13 protein-coding genes are annotated in these 14276 nt (G+C 70.6%); 12 read left to right on the plus strand and 1 reads right to left on the minus strand.

Features of this window, described 5'->3' with window-relative positions; genetic code table 11:
- Positions 1-2 precede the first annotated feature (2 nt).
- From BXA11_RS35620 to BXA11_RS35665, 10 genes are all read left to right on the plus strand, one after another.
- Positions 3-266, plus strand: coding sequence for an acyl carrier protein (locus BXA11_RS35620; protein ID WP_143734713.1), 264 nt, complete (start codon positions 3-5; stop codon positions 264-266).
- A 4-nt stretch (positions 267-270) separates the two neighbouring features.
- Entirely contained in the window at positions 271-1974 is a 1704-nt protein-coding gene (gene accD / locus BXA11_RS35625) for an acetyl-CoA carboxylase, carboxyltransferase subunit beta (protein WP_076441730.1), read from the plus strand.
- A gap of 17 nt (positions 1975-1991) precedes the next feature.
- Positions 1992-2555 (plus strand): acetyl-CoA carboxylase biotin carboxyl carrier protein, encoded by a 564-nt coding sequence (locus BXA11_RS35630; protein WP_204053423.1) that lies wholly within the window; start codon positions 1992-1994, stop codon positions 2553-2555.
- Positions 2545-3924: an acetyl-CoA carboxylase biotin carboxylase subunit gene (locus tag BXA11_RS35635; protein ID WP_076441732.1), complete on the plus strand. Its 1380-nt coding sequence runs from the start codon at positions 2545-2547 to the stop codon at positions 3922-3924. Before BXA11_RS35630 ends, BXA11_RS35635 begins: the two co-directional genes overlap by 11 nt.
- On the plus strand, positions 3921-4676 hold the full coding sequence (locus tag BXA11_RS35640) for a class I SAM-dependent methyltransferase (protein WP_083744818.1): 756 nt from the start codon (positions 3921-3923) through the stop codon (positions 4674-4676). The genes BXA11_RS35635 and BXA11_RS35640 overlap by 4 nt, the downstream gene beginning before the upstream one ends.
- A 32-nt stretch (positions 4677-4708) precedes the next feature.
- Positions 4709-5509 (plus strand): cyclase family protein, encoded by an 801-nt coding sequence (locus BXA11_RS35645; protein ID WP_076441734.1) that lies wholly within the window; start codon positions 4709-4711, stop codon positions 5507-5509.
- Positions 5510-5512: 3 nt separating this feature from the next.
- Complete coding sequence (locus tag BXA11_RS35650; RefSeq protein WP_076441736.1) at positions 5513-5953, plus strand: SRPBCC family protein; 441 nt, start codon at positions 5513-5515, stop codon at positions 5951-5953.
- Positions 5953-7692, plus strand: a complete 1740-nt coding sequence (locus tag BXA11_RS35655; protein WP_076441738.1) for an FAD-dependent monooxygenase — start codon at positions 5953-5955, stop codon at positions 7690-7692. Before BXA11_RS35650 ends, BXA11_RS35655 begins: the two co-directional genes overlap by 1 nt.
- A 17-nt stretch (positions 7693-7709) precedes the next feature.
- Complete coding sequence (locus tag BXA11_RS35660; RefSeq protein ID WP_076441740.1) at positions 7710-8366, plus strand: NAD(P)-dependent oxidoreductase; 657 nt, start codon at positions 7710-7712, stop codon at positions 8364-8366.
- Positions 8367-8568: 202 nt separating this feature from the next.
- Positions 8569-9618, plus strand: a complete 1050-nt coding sequence (locus BXA11_RS35665; RefSeq protein WP_076441742.1) for a zinc-binding dehydrogenase — start codon at positions 8569-8571, stop codon at positions 9616-9618.
- 108 nt (positions 9619-9726) lie between these two features.
- On the opposite strand, the gene BXA11_RS35670 is transcribed toward BXA11_RS35665, so the two are convergent.
- Positions 9727-10191, minus strand: coding sequence for a MarR family winged helix-turn-helix transcriptional regulator (locus BXA11_RS35670; protein ID WP_076441744.1), 465 nt, complete (start codon positions 10189-10191; stop codon positions 9727-9729).
- A gap of 105 nt (positions 10192-10296) precedes the next feature.
- Here BXA11_RS35670 and BXA11_RS35675 point away from each other — a divergent pair, with 105 nt between their 5' ends.
- Complete coding sequence (locus tag BXA11_RS35675; protein WP_076441746.1) at positions 10297-11775, plus strand: MFS transporter; 1479 nt, start codon at positions 10297-10299, stop codon at positions 11773-11775.
- 373 nt (positions 11776-12148) lie between these two features.
- Positions 12149-14008 carry an AfsR/SARP family transcriptional regulator gene (locus BXA11_RS35680; protein WP_083744819.1) on the plus strand — a complete coding sequence of 620 codons (1860 nt, stop codon included), beginning with the start codon at positions 12149-12151 and terminating at the stop codon, positions 14006-14008.
- Positions 14009-14276 lie beyond the last annotated feature (268 nt).

Consider the following 14276-nt stretch of genomic DNA (forward strand, 5'->3'; position numbering starts at 1 on the left):
CAGTGAGCCAGGAAAGCACGGCGACCCCTCGCATGACCGCCGAGGACCTGCTGGGCATCCTCCGCACGTGCGCGGGGGTGGCCGACGACATCGTCCTCGACGAGAAGGCGCTCGACACCGATTTCGGGAGCCTCGGCTACGACTCGATCGCCTTGCTGGAGGTCACCGCGAACCTCGAGCGGACTTTCCACGTCGATCTCGACGACGACGCCATCAAGGCGAGCGACACGCCACGCGACGTCATCTCCATGATCAACGGTAGGTAGGGTCATGCCCACCCAGGACGCGACCTCGGATACCGCATGGGTGATCTGCCCTGGATGCGGTGAGGTCCTCTACAGGAAACGTCTCGCCCGCGAACTGGACGTGTGCCATGGCTGCGGACACCATCACCGGGTAGGCGCACGAGCTCGCGTCGAGCAGCTCCTCGACGACGCCGGCCTGGAATGGGTCGACGTGCCGGAGCGCAGCGCGGACGTGCTCAATTTCGTCGACACTCTCCCCTACCCCGCCCGGGTGTCCAGGGCGCGGCGGGCCACCGGGCTGGGCGAGGGCGTGGTGGTCGTAACCGGCACCGTCGCGGGCAACCCGCTCGTCGCGGCCGTCATGGACTTCGGCTTCATGGGCGGCAGCCTCGGCTCGGCGATCGGAGAGGCGGTCGTCAGAGCCGCCGACCTCGCCCTGCGGCGGCGTGTTCCGCTGGTCCTCGTGTGCGCGTCCGGAGGGGCGCGCATGCAGGAGGGCGCGCTCGCGCTGATGCAGATGGCCAAGACCAGCCAGGCCCTCGCCCAGCTGGACGAGGCGGGCATCCTGACGATCTCCGTCATCACGGACCCGACCTTCGGGGGCGTCGCCGCCTCGTTCGCGACGCTCTGCGACGTGCTCGTCGCCGAACCCCGGGCACGCCTCGGCTTCGCCGGCCCCCGGGTGATCGAGCAGACGATCCGGCAGAAACTCCCGCCGCGCTTCCAGACCGCCGAATTCCTGCTGGAACGCGGGCTCATCGACGTCATCCGCCCACGCCGCGCGCTGCGGGCCACCCTCGCCCGGCTCCTGGCGGCCGGTCGCCCGGCGAGGCCCACGCCGTCGGGGACCGGGCCGGGCGGGGCCGGCGCGGCGGCGGAGAGTGTGATCCGCGACCCCGCGCGGCTGCCGTCCGTAGACGCGTGGACGGCCGTGCGGACGGCGCGCGACCTGGATCGGCCGACCACCCTGGACCACATCGCCCACGTGTTCGACGACTTCGAGGAACTGCGCGGCGACCGCGTGTCGGGTGACTGTCCCGCGATCGTCGGCGGCCCCGCCGTGCTGAACGGATGCCCGGTGATGGTCATCGGCCATCAGAAGGGACACTCCTTCGGCGAGCTCCGGGCCAGGAACCACGGGATGGCCACCCCGCAGGGATACCGCAAGGCGGTGCGCCTGATGCGGATGGCGGCCAAGCTGTCGCTCCCGCTGATCACCCTGATCGACACACCGGGCGCCTATCCGGGCCTGGAGGCGGAGGAATCAGGCCAGGCCATGGCCATCGCAGAGGCCATCCGGTGCATGGGAGGCCTTCCGACGCCGATCGTCTCCTGCGTCATCGGGGAAGGGGGCAGCGGCGGCGCTCTCGCGATCGGCGTGGCCGACGAGGTGCTGATGTGCTCGAACGCGACCTACTCGGTGATCAGCCCGGAGGGATGCGCCTCGATCCTGTGGCAGGACCGGGCGATGGCGCCGGTCGCCGCCGAGGCTCTCCATCTGACCGCGCCGCAACTGCTCCGGCTCGGAATCGCCGACGGCGTGATTCTGGAGCCGGAGGGCGGAGCCCAGCGCGACAGAGCGCTCATGGCGGAGCGGCTGCGCGCGGCGCTGACCGACTCCCTGCGGAACCTGGCTTTGATCGAGCCCGACGAGCTGAGAAAGACCCGCCGGGCGCGATTCCGGTCGTTCGGCGAGACGGCGGACATCGGCGAGGCGGCCTTCACGTGACACGGACTGGAGCGACCTTGACCGCACACATCACTCACGATCCCGACGGCCCCGGGACGACGGCGGGCGCCCGCGATCCTCGGCACGCGCCCGACGACCCCGGCGCGTTGCTGGACCAGGTACGGCACCAGGCCCTCGCACTCCTCGCCGAGATGCCGGAATCGCCCCGGAGCCTCCGCATTCGCGTCGCCGACGTGGACCTTGGCATCGAATGGGAGACGCCGGTCGCGGCCGGGGGCGCCGCGGGCTCCTCCGGCGAGCCCGCGCGACCCGGTGCCGAGGCCGCCGGCCCCGAGTCCCCCGCGCCGTCACGGGTCCACCACCTGACCGCGCCGACGGTCGGCGTCTTCTACGGGGCTCCCGAGCCCGGCGCCGAGCCGTACGTCCGGGAGGGAGACGTCGTCGCCGCGGGACAGCAGGTGGCCATCGTCGAGGCCATGAAACTGATGATCCCCGTCGAGGCGGACCGCCCGGGGAGGATCGCCGGGGTGCTCAAGGAGAACGGCGCCGCCGTCGAGTACGGCGAGCCGCTGTTCGCGCTGGCGCCGGTGGGTGACGAGGCGCCGGATCATGATCGGTAAGGTGCTGATCGCCAACCGTGGCGAGATCGCTCTCCGCGTCGCGCGTACATGCCGGGAACTGGGCATACGGACCGTCGCCGCGCACTCGACGGACGACCGCGACTCGGCGGCGGTGCGTTACTGCGACGAGGCGATCCAGATCGGCCCGGCTCCCGCCAGGCGCAGCTACCTCAACATCGCCGCGCTCGCCGAGGCCGCTCTGCGCACCGGCGCGGACGCCGTGCATCCCGGGTACGGCTTCCTCTCGGAGGATCCCGACTTCGCCGAGGTCTGCGAAGACAACGGCATCGTCTTCATCGGCCCGCCTGCCCGGGTGATGGCCCGCCTCGGAGACAAGATCGCCGCGCGTGCCCTGATGGCGGAGGCGGGACTGCCCATGCTGCCGGGGAGTCCCGACCCCGTGTCCTCCCCCGAGGAGGCACTCAAGGTGGCCGGCGACATCGGTTATCCCGTCGTCATCAAGGCCGCGGCGGGCGGCGGCGGCCGCGGGATGCGACTGGTACGCGAGAGCGCGGAGATGCCCGCCGCGTTCAACGAGACCCGATCCGCGGCGCAGGACCTGTTCGGAGACGGCCGCGTCTTCATCGAGCGCTACCTCACCGGCAGCAGACACGTCGAGATCCAGGTGCTGGCCGACCGGCACGGCGACGTCGTCCACCTTGGCGAACGGGACTGCTCCGCCCAGCGCCGCTACCAGAAGCTCGTCGAGGAGAGCCCGGCGCCGGCCCTGCCGGCCGGACTTGTGAAAGAGATGGCCGATGCCGCGCTCCGGGGCGCCGCCGCCGCGGGCTACGTCGGCGCGGGCACCGTCGAGTTCCTCGTCGACGACGCGGGACACTTCTACTTCCTTGAGGTCAACTGCCGCATCCAGGTCGAGCATCCGGTCACCGAGATGGTCTACGGCGTGGATCTCGTGCGGGAGCAGCTGCGCATCGCCGCCGGGCGGCGCCTGTCCTGGCGACAGGAGGATCTGACGCCACGCGGTCACGCGATCGAGTGCCGCGTGAACGCCGAGGACGTGGGTCGCGGCTTCACGCCCGCCCCGGGGATCCTCGACGTCTTCGCGCCTCCGGCCGGACCGTTCGTACGAGTGGACACCCACGGCTACCCGGGGTACCGCATTCCCGCGTCCTACGACTCCCTGCTGGCCAAGCTCATCGTGTGGGGCCGGCGGCGCGACGAGGCGCTGAGCCGCATGGACCGGGCCCTGGCCGAGTTCCGGATCACCGGTGTGCCGACCACGGTGAACTTCCTCCGCGAGATCATCCGCAGCCCGTCCTACCGGGCGGCCCGGCACGACACGAACCTCGTCCAGCACCTCCTCGCCGGCCGGACGGCCGCCGGGCACACGAACGGGAGCGACTCGTGATCGACAACACGCGACCGGCGCCGCCGGGCACCGAGCCGGAATGGCTGCGCCCGCTGCTGAAACCGGACGTGCCCGCACGCGTCAGTTCCGCGGGCTACCTCGACGTCCTGCCCGACCATGACGTGGCCGCCCCCAACCGCTCGCAGTCGCTGTGGCTCAGCGGTCTCGGGCCCAGGATCTATCTCAGCCTTGTCCAGCCGCTCGTCCGTCTCGTCGGCGCCCCGCCCGGCCCGGGCGCGCTCGCGTCCGGACTGCGCCTGGCGCCGGGTGCGAGCGTCCTCGACGTCGGATGCGGTCCCGGCGTGATCACCGCCGGGCTGGCGGAGGCCGCCGGCCGGGAGGGCCGCGCCGTCGGCCTGGACGTGTCGGCTCCGATGCTGCGGCAGGCGGCCGCCGTGGCACGGCCGAACATGGGCCTGGTCCGCGGCGACGCGCAGGACCTTCCGTTCCGCGACGCCGTGTTCGACGCGGTCTGCTCCACCGCCATGATCATGATTCTTCCCGACCCCTCGGCCGCACTCACCGAGATGACCCGCGTCCTGCGCCCCGGAGGCAGGATCGCGATCGTGGTCCCGTGCCGCGGCGGCGGCCTCGTCGGCACGATCGGCGCGTACGCCGGCCGGTTCGCGGGCGGGCGCATGTTCGGTCCCGACGAGGTCGCAGCGCTCCTGGAGCCGCTCGGCTTCGACCTCATCCGCAGCCACGCGAACGACATGATCAGCACCACTTACGCACGGAAGGCGGACGCGTAGCGGCCGTCGCGATTCGAATCTTGGAGGCAGCCATGACGTCCTTCCAGGCGCTCAGCGAGGGCGTGAACGCGTGCAGAATCGTCGATCTGTCGAGCGACGTCGGCAATCACGCCGACGGCCCGTTCAAGACGGAGATCGACGCGCTCGAGCCGGTGCCGGGCGCGAGGTTCTTCTGCGAGAACGTGCTCCCGAAGGTCGCGCCCCATGCCGTCGGGCGGCTCAGGCCCGAGAACTTCCCCAAGGGCGCGTTCCTGCGTCACGAGATGGTGCGCGCGTCGGTGCACGCGGGTTCCCACGTCGACGCGCCGGGACACTACGGCCCGGCGGACGACGGATCGCCCGGGCTCATCAACGAGGCCCCGCTCGGGTCCTTCATCGCCCCCGGCCTGATGTACGACGTGAGCCGGCTTCCGGACGACGTCGTGGGCCTGCGGCACGTCGACGTGCCGGGCCGCGGGAGCGAGGGCGCCATCGCGCTCATCAGGACCGGCGGCGGGAAGGCGATCGGGAGCGATCTGGTCGAGGCGTTCCTGGATGCCGGCATCACCGTGCTCGGCACGGACGGAGAGAGCTTCGACGGGCCCTTCGCCCCGATGATCGACAGATATCTCGCGAGCGGGGACGACGCCGCGCTGTGGCCGGCTCATGTCCTCGGCCGCAGCCGCCCCTACTACCAGCTGGAACGGCTGCGCAACCTCGAGAAGCTACCGGCTTCCGGATTCCTCGTCATCGCGTTTCCCGTGCTCATCGAAGGCGCCACCGCCGCGTGGACGCGAGCGGTCGCGCTGGTTCCCCAAGGCGGCGCCGCGCAGGCGCCCGGCAGAGAGGAATGATCCATGCCCGTCATCACACGATCGGTGATCGTCAACGCTCCCGTCGAGGTGACCTTCGAGGTCTCCAACCGCATCGACAAGTGGCCCGAGATGATCCCGGAGTATCTGCGGTCCGAGATCCTGCGGCGCGAGGGGCGGAAGATCTGGTTCCGGCTGACCAACGCGGACGGAGCCTCTTGGGTGTCCTGGAGGATGCTCTATCCGCCCCACCTGGCCTACGCCGAGCGGCACGACCCCGTCGCACCGTTCGCGTACAACCACCTGACGTGGATCTACCAGGCGCTCCCGGGCAACCGCAGCCAGATGACCTGGGACATGTGCTTCGAGCTCTCCGACGAGCTGAGGGACCAGGAGGAGGGGTGGCGCGAGCGGATGGCCGAGCACACGGCCGCCAACCAGGAGGCCCTCCGCAAGTACATCGAGTCCCTGGTGGAGGGCGCGTGATGCGCGAGGCGGAACACGTACCCGTCCTGATCGTCGGCGGGTCCGTCAGCGGCCTGTCCACGGCGGCCTTCCTCGCGCGTCAGGGGGTCGCCTGCCGATTGGTGGAGCGTCGCGGCCGGCCCGCGTGGCACCCCCGGATGAGCGACGTGGGGCCGCGCTCCATGGAGCTGTTCCGATCCCTCGGCATCGAGGAGCGGCTGCGCGCCCTCGACGAGGGACGCGAAAGCGTGATCATCCGGGTCGACAGGCTCGCGGGCCGGGAGATCGAGCGGCTGTCCATGGGCGGGCCCGAGGAGTACGGCGGGCTCACCCCGACGGGGCAGGTCTGGTGCGATCAGGACCAACTCGAACCCGTCCTCCGGGCCCGCGCGGAAGAACTCGGAGCCGACATCCGCTTCGGTGTCGAACTGGTCGGCTTCACCCAGGACGAGGCCGGGGTCCGCGCCGTTCTCCGCGACACGGCCGGGGGCGGCGAGCACACGGTGACCGCCTCGTACCTCGTGGCGTGCGACGGCGCGCAGAGCCCGGTGCGCGAGCGCCTCGGCATCACCTGCGACGGACCGGGCGTGCTGTCGCACCAGGCCGGCATCCTCTTCCGGGCGGATCTCAGCTCGGCGCTGCGGGGCCGGAGCTTCGTGCTCTGCCTCGTCGACGACCTGGTGGACTCCGCGACCGGCGACCGCCTGAACATCCTGCTGGAGCGGAACCTGGGACGCTGGACGCTGAGCGTGCCCTGCGACGCGGCACGAGGCGAGGGCGCGGCGGACTTCACACGGGAACGCTGCGTGGACCTCGTCCGCCGGGCGGTGGGCCAGGACGACCTGAGCGTCGAAGTGCTCGGCACGGACGTCTGGCCGATGCGGGCCCTGCTCGCCGAGCGCTACCGCTCGGGAAGGGTGTTCCTGGTCGGGGACGCGGCCAAGGTCCTCCCGCCGACCGGCGGCTTCGGGGGCAACTCGTGCATCGAGGACGCGCACAACCTCGCCTGGAAGCTGGCCGCGGCGCTCGACGGCACCGCCTCCCCCGGCCTTCTGGACAGCTACGAGGCCGAGCGCAGGCCGGTCGCCCAGCTGCTCCTCCGGGAGTCCGTCGCACGTGCGGGCCTGTTCCTGGCCGGTGCCGCCCAAGGCGGGTCCCGGCAGCCCGGCGACGGCCCGTCGAAGGCCGGCGTCGTCCTCGGCTACCGCTACAACTCCGGCGCGCTGATTCCGGATCCCGGCCCGGCGGACCCCGCCCCGGTCGAAGACCCCCGCCGGCCTTCCGGCCGCCCGGGAACGCGCGCCCCTCACGTCGTCGTGGAACGGCACGGCCGGACGCTGTCCACGATCGACCTGTTCGGCCCGGGCTTCGTCCTGCTGACCGGTTCCCGCGGCACCGCCTGGCAGCGGGCGGCCGCCGAGGTGGCCGGCGACCTCAGGGTCGATCTCACCGCCTACCGGGTGACACCGCCGCGGCCGTCCGCCTCTGCCGGCGGGGCCGCGGGCGACGCCGTCCTGCTCGACGTGGAGGACCGGTGGACCGGCGCGTACGGCGTGGGGGACGGCGGCGCCGTACTGGTGCGTCCCGACGGCTTCATCGCCTGGCGCCGTCCCGCGGAGGAAGACCGGCCGGGCGACGCGCTCAGGGACGCGCTCGTCAGGCTGCTGCGTCCCTCCGGGGCCCCTTCCACGGCCGGAGGTCCGCCACGCACCCTCACGGTGACCGCGGACGCGAGCGCCACGGCGCCCGCGGCCTCGTGACGAAGGGACCGTCAGGTATGCGTGTGACCGTCTTCGGCGCCAGCGGCCGCACCGGCCGTCTGGTCGTGGAACGGGCGCTGGCGCGGGGACACGACGTGACGGCGGTCACGCGTGCCCCCGCCTCGGTCGCCGGCGGAGCCGGCCGCCGTCACCCGGGCAGACTCGAAATCCTCCGCGGCGACGTCGGCGACCTCGCATCGGTCCGCGAAGCGGTGCGGGACCGCGACGTCGTCCTCTCACTGGTCGCTCCCCCGCTCGCTCGCCATGTCCTGCGTTCCACCAGCCTCTACTCGGAGGCCGGCCGCAACCTCGTCCGGGCGATGCGGACGACGGCATCGGGACGGCTGATCACCGTGTCCTCCGCCGGAGTCGTCGACGGCGACCCTTCCCATCCCCCGCTCTACCGCCTGGTGCTGAAGCCGCTCCTCTTCGACCGCGCCCTGTACCGGGACATGCGGATCATGGAGAAGGAGGTGGAGGAGAGCCGTCTGGAGTGGATCGTCGTCAGGGCCTCCGGACTCACGAACCGCCCACCCACCGGGAGGTACCGCGTGGGACTGGGCCGGCTTCCGCAGGGAGGGTCACGGGTGTCGCGGGCCGACCTCGCCGATTTCCTCATCGCCCAGTTCGACGGCACGACGTACGTGGGCGAGCATCCGACGGTCGCGTACTGATCGCCGCCCGGCCCGTCCACCGCCGTCCGGTGGCCGGGATTCCTAGCAGTCGTCATGACAATCAGTTAGGCTGATCGTCCGTTCTACTGTCTCATAGCGCGCCGCGCGCGTGCTTCGCCGTTCCCTGCCCCGCCCAGGCCGACATCCCGGGCGGCCGCGGAACTCGACGCCGTGCGCCCAGAGGTCGGCAGGGAGAGAAAGCATGCAGGTCGTACAGGCAGTGCGTTTCGGAAGCCCCGGCGTGCTGGAAGTCGGCGAGGCGCCGGATCCGGTCGCGGGCCCGGGACAGGTCGTGGTGGACGTGTCGTTCGCCGACACCCTCTTCCTCGACATCGTGATCCGCCGGGGCGTCCCCGGCCCGTGGGCGGTGCGTCCGCCGTACGTGCCCGGCTTCGGAGTGGCGGGACGCGTCCTCTCGGCCGGGGACGGGGTGGACCGTTCGTGGGTCGGCCGCGACGTGGTCGGGCGGCCGGGCGCGTTCGGCCCGGGGCCGGACACCGGAGACGTCGAGCAGGCGGCCGCCGGCTTCTCGCCGACGGGCGGGTACGCCGAACGGGCCACGCTCTCGACCGGCGCGATTTTCCCCGTGCCGAACGGGCTGGGCCTCGACCAGGCGGCGGCCCTCATCAACGACGGTTTCACCGCCATGCAGATCGCGGAGGCGGCGGGCATACGTTCCGGTGAGCGGGTGCTGGTCATGCCGGCGGGAGGCGGCCTGGGCAGCCTGCTCGTCCAGCTCGCCCACGCGGCGGGCGCCCAGGTGGTCGCGGCGGCCCGGGGCCGCCGCAAGTGCGAACTGGCGCGGTCTCTCGGCGCCGACGCCGCGATCGACTACGCGGAGGAAGGCTGGCCGGAACGCGTACGCGAGGCGACCGACGGCAAGGGCCTGGACGTCGTCCTCGACGGCGTGGGCGGCGAGATCGGCCGCCTCGCGTTCCCGGTGGCGGCGCCGGGGGGCCGCTTCTTCGCGTTCGGCTCGCCCAGCGGCTCGTTCACGGAGGTGGACCCCGGCGAGGCGAGAGAACGCGACGTCACGGTGGTCGGTCTGATGCAACTACCGATGCGGCCGGGAGACGAAAGGCGCCTGCCCGCCCAGGCGCTAGCTCAGGCGGCCGAGGGCCGTATCACGCCGGTCATCGGGCAGACCTTCCCGTTGCGGGACGCGGCGGCCGCGCACGCCGCCATGGAGGCACGCGGAGTGATCGGGAAGACTCTGCTGCTGCCGGGAGGCACCGCCGAGGCCGGCCTGTGACGAGAGCGGAGCGTCCGCGCCGGACGCCGGCGCGGACCGCCTCCGGACGGGACCGGGAGGCGGATGACGACACGGCGCGCGGGAGGACCTCCGGGGACGCTCCGCTCGCTACCGGGGCGGAGCGCCGGCGTCGCCGGGCCCCTGGCCCCGGACGGCCCGGCCGAGCAGCTCGGTGAGCGTCCGCCGTTCGTCCTCGTCGAGCGCGCCGAGGAGTTCGCCTTCCGCCCCGCTCACCAGGCCGCGCCCCTGCTCCCCCGCCCGTACGCCGTCCGGCGTAAGCGTCAGCAGGTAGGCGCGCCGGTCCGCGGGGCTACGGCGACGCTCGACGAGCCTCGCCTGTTCGAGGCCGTCGACGACCGCGACGACGGTGGTCCGGTCGATGCCGAGGCGCTGGCCCAGGTGCTGCTGCGTCATCGGGCCCTCGTCGGCCAGCAGCGCCAGGACGGCCTGCTGCTTCACGGTCACCCCCAGCGCCTCGAGCCGCCGGGCTTCCAGGTCGAGGGCGCGCATGTAGAGCCTGCCGAGCAGGAAGCTGAGACGGCCGGACAACGCCTGGGGCACCTCGGAGGTCATGCTGAGAGATTAGCAGCGGCACAAATAAACCGCTGTCCTGATTGTCAGTCAGGCTGTTACAGTTGCGCTCGACGAGACCCTGATCCGTGCGGAAGGACGAGCCGAATGACGGAGAGCACCGAGCAGAGGACGGAGTCGTCGCACCCCAATCGCTGGCGATGGTTCGGGCTGGCTTCGGTCGCGCTCGCACAGCTGATGATCGTGGTCGACATGACGATCATCAATGTGGCGTTGCCCTCCATCAACGCCGACCTGGCGATCACGGCGGCCGACCGGCAGTGGGTCATCACCGCGTACACGCTCCCCTTCGCGGGACTCCTCCTGCTGGGCGGGCGGGTCAGCGACTACACCGGCCGCAAGCGAGCGCTTCTCATCGGGCTGGTCGGCTTCGCCGCGGCTTCGGTGGCCGGTGGCGCGGCGACGAGCCTGACGATGCTGCTGGCCGCCCGGGTGGCGCAGGGAGCGTTCGGCGCGCTGCTCGCGCCCGCGTCGCTCTCCCTCGTGGCCACGACCTTCACCGACCCCAAGGAGCGGGGTGCCGCGTTCGGGGTCTTCGGCGGGGTCGTCGCAGCGGGATCACCGATCGGGCTGATCCTCGGCGGAATCCTCACCACATCGCTGAGCTGGCACTGGGTGCTCTACGTCAACGCTCCCATCGCCCTGGTCGCCGCACTCGGCGTCGTGGTGTTCCTGCACGAGTCCCGCGCCGAGGTCAGGACCGGATACGACTTCCTCGGAGCGGTGCTGGCCACGGCCGGCCTGGTGGCGATCGTCTGGGGGTTCACCAAGGCGACGCAGGACGGCTGGACCGCGACGGCCACCATCGTGTCGCTCGCCGCGGGCGTCGTCCTGCTGGCCCTGTTCCTGCTCGCGGAGGCCCGGGTGGGCAACCCCCTGCTCCCTCTGCCGATCCTCCGCCATCGCGGACGCGGCGGCGCCTACCTCGTCGTCGCGCTGATGATGGCCGGGCCGTTCGGCGCCTACCTGTTCATCAGCTTCTTCCTGCAGGACATCAAGCATTACTCCGCCCTGCGGACGGGGCTGGCCTTCCTGCCGCTGACCCTCGGCGTCATGCTGGCCGTGGGCCTCGGCAGCCGGCTGATGACGACCGTCGCGCCACGGTTCATCATGGGGGCCGGCCTGCTCCTGGGGGCCGTGGGGATGGCGCTACTCACGCGCCTCGACGCCGACAGCGCGTACGCGTCCGGCGTCCTTCCCTCCTTCATCCTGATCGGCATCGGGATGGGCCTCGTCCTGCCGGCCGCACTCGACCTGTCGACGTTCGGCGTACGGCCCAGCGAGACGGGCGTGGCGAGCGCGATGTTCAACGTCTCCCAGCAGGCCGGCGCGTCGCTCGACACCGCGTTGCTGAACACCGTCGCGGCCAACGGCACCGCGGCCTACCTCGCCGCCAACGCCTCCAGCGTGCAGAGCCAGGTTCACGGCTACAACCTCGCGACGGGGTGGGCGGCGGGGATCCTGCTCGTGGCCGCGCTGGCCGCCCTGCTCCTGATCGACACCCGGCTGGGAAAGACGGCTCCCATGGCGACGAGCCCCGAAGCCGACGCGACGATCGCCCCCTAGCGGTCACCTTCCGGTCCCGAAACACCGCGATGAGGCGGCGCCCACCCCGGCACTCCTCATCGCGGCTTTTGCCGTGACCGGGATCATAATCGATCGCACAGTGAGACACCCGTCGCGTGAGGAGTTCACTTTTGAATGGTACGGACAGGACCAGTAAACCCCTTGCCACCTTTTAGGGCTGATGTCATATACTAAGGTAGCCTAAGGAAACATTACGGGGCATTCCGGGGAATCGAGCACGGGCCGGAACCATGTAAAAGGATGTCCAAAAACGGGGAGACATCGGCGGCGGGCAGCCCGTTCCATTCATTCGAGCACGTCTCCGTGGCGGCATCCCATCCGGCACACGCTCTGAACAGACAGGGGGCCGGCGATGCGCTTTTCGGTATTGGGAGACTTCTCAGTAACTATAGCAGGAAGAGACGTCACCCCGCGATCCGCGAAACTGCGCAGCATGCTCGCACTACTCACCATAAGAAATGGGCAGACCACCACCGTCGACTCCATCATCATGGAGCTGTGGAACGGCCGTCCGCCGGACCGGGCGATCGGAACCGTTCACACTTATGTCTACGAACTCCGCAAGGCGTTGAGCGCACCCGACGACGAGCCGGGCGAGAGCGTGCTCGTCACCGTTCCGCACGGCTATTGTCTCGACCTGAGCGGGGCGGATTTCGATCTCCGCCGGTTCGAGGAGCTCGCCGCGCAGGGGTCGTCGCTTCTGAGCGAGGGCGCCAGGACGCGGTCGCCGGACAAGCTGGAGCTGGCAAGCGCTCATCTGACCGAGGCCCTCCGCCTGTGGCGGGGCGAGCCCCTGGCGAACGTGGCCTTCGGTGAACAGGTGAGGAGCCATGTCGCCTGGCTGGAGGAGCAGCACAAACAGGTTCTGTATATGCATCTGCATGCCGAGATGAAACTCGAGAGATATTCCTCCTTGATCGGCGAGGTCAAACTTCTCATCGAACGTCATCCGTTTCACGAGGAGCTCTACGAGATCCTCATGACCGCGCTCTCCCGCTCCGGCCGCCGGCTCGAGGCGCTGAACGTCTACCACGAGATGCGCGAGCGCCTCAACAACGAACTCGGCCTGGATCCGGGCCCTTCGCTCCAGCGACTGCAGCAGGCGCTGATCGCGGGAGGCCATGAAATCGACAGGCGTGATCCTCAGGTCCGCCCCGAACGGATCGCCCCGAAGGACAGGCTCGCCCAGTTGCCGCCGGACGTTCCCGATTTTCTCGGTCGCTGCGAAATTCTCCGGGACATCGTCAGCCACATCACGGCGACGAACGGGACCGCCGCCCCGATCGTCTGCATACACGGCGCCCCCGGCACGGGAAAGAGCGCGACCGCGATACACGTGGCCAATCGGGTGTCCGCTGAATTCCCCGACGGCCAGATCTACATCGACCTGAAGCGCAAAGAGCCGGCGGCGGAATTCGAGAAGGACGTGTTCGCAGAGATTCTGCGCACCCTCGGCGCCGCGGACGAGGAACTCCCGCGGACGTTGCCGGGGCTGGTGGGCGTCTTTCGCGCACTGACACGCCAGCGCAGGATCCTGCTCGTCCTGGACGGCGCCGAGCCGCACATGGAGATAACGGGCTTCCTCCCTCTCGGCTGCCCGACGATCGTCACGAGCACCAGGCCACTGCACGGCCTGGCCGGCGCGACCATGGTCCAGCTCGACACTTTCACGCCGGAGGAGGGGATCGGCCTGCTGGAACGAATCGTCGGAAAAGATCGGGTGGACGCGGAGAGAGAGACGGCGCTGTGCCTGATCAACCAGGTCGACACGCTTCCGCTGACCATCCGGTTCCTGGGCGAGCGCCTCAGCTTCTCGCCGAGGTCGAGCATCGAACAACTGAGAAAGTCCATGTTCAGATGCGAGGCCGACATTTGCCTGTCCCAGTTGGAACGGATAGGGCTGGACCTGTTCTCACGCCTCGAGTCCGCGTACCGTCAGCTCAGTCCGAAGGAACAGACAGCCTTTCTCGCGCTGTCCTGCTTACGAGCCAATTCTTTCTCTCTCACGGAGGCCGCGCAGGCGTTCTCCTGCGGGGACACCGAGGCCGGCATCATTCTCACCAGTCTTGTGGACGCGGGCCTGGTGAAAGCGCTGGACGATGAGGGCGGGCAGACCTACAGGCTCCCCCGGTTCACCGGACTGTATCTCGTGGAACGCCTGGCCAGGAGATCGGATCAGGTCGGCCGGTGCCTGCCGCTCACCGCCATCTGACCTCCCGCACCACCACACCGCCTCGTGCGCCGCTCGGCCCGCGAGCCACCGGCCGAACTGGGCGCTCCGGGAGTCGGCCGCATCCCCGCCGGCCGCACCGGGCGGTGTGGCGAGGCGGTCGCATCAGTCTCCTCCCGAATTCCAGCGGCTTGGTCATCTCGCCGATCCCTCGCGGGGGACCAATGGGCTCAGTGACGCTTGAGCGACCTTCTAGCCGCCGCTCAGTGACGCCGTAGGCCGCACCCGTAATCTCGCGCCCAAAAGCCTG

The organism is Microbispora rosea, from assembly GCF_900156315.1.
Lineage (GTDB): Bacteria > Actinomycetota > Actinomycetes > Streptosporangiales > Streptosporangiaceae > Microbispora > Microbispora rosea.

Bases quoted from the DNA above. Each gene is read 5' to 3' on its own strand.
- BXA11_RS35675 (WP_076441746.1), top strand. From the start codon at position 10,297: ATGACGGAGAGCACCGAGCAGAGGACGGAGTCGTCGCACCCCAATCGC.
- accD (WP_076441730.1), top strand. From the start codon at position 271: ATGCCCACCCAGGACGCGACCTCGGATACCGCATGGGTGATCTGCCCT.
- BXA11_RS35635 (WP_076441732.1), top strand. From the start codon at position 2,545: ATGATCGGTAAGGTGCTGATCGCCAACCGTGGCGAGATCGCTCTCCGC.
- BXA11_RS35655 (WP_076441738.1), top strand. From the start codon at position 5,953: ATGCGCGAGGCGGAACACGTACCCGTCCTGATCGTCGGCGGGTCCGTC.
- BXA11_RS35665 (WP_076441742.1), top strand. From the start codon at position 8,569: ATGCAGGTCGTACAGGCAGTGCGTTTCGGAAGCCCCGGCGTGCTGGAA.
- BXA11_RS35650 (WP_076441736.1), top strand. From the start codon at position 5,513: ATGCCCGTCATCACACGATCGGTGATCGTCAACGCTCCCGTCGAGGTG.
- BXA11_RS35670 (WP_076441744.1), bottom strand. From the start codon at position 10,191: ATGACCTCCGAGGTGCCCCAGGCGTTGTCCGGCCGTCTCAGCTTCCTG.
- BXA11_RS35645 (WP_076441734.1), top strand. From the start codon at position 4,709: ATGACGTCCTTCCAGGCGCTCAGCGAGGGCGTGAACGCGTGCAGAATC.
- BXA11_RS35680 (WP_083744819.1), top strand. From the start codon at position 12,149: ATGCGCTTTTCGGTATTGGGAGACTTCTCAGTAACTATAGCAGGAAGA.
- BXA11_RS35660 (WP_076441740.1), top strand. From the start codon at position 7,710: ATGCGTGTGACCGTCTTCGGCGCCAGCGGCCGCACCGGCCGTCTGGTC.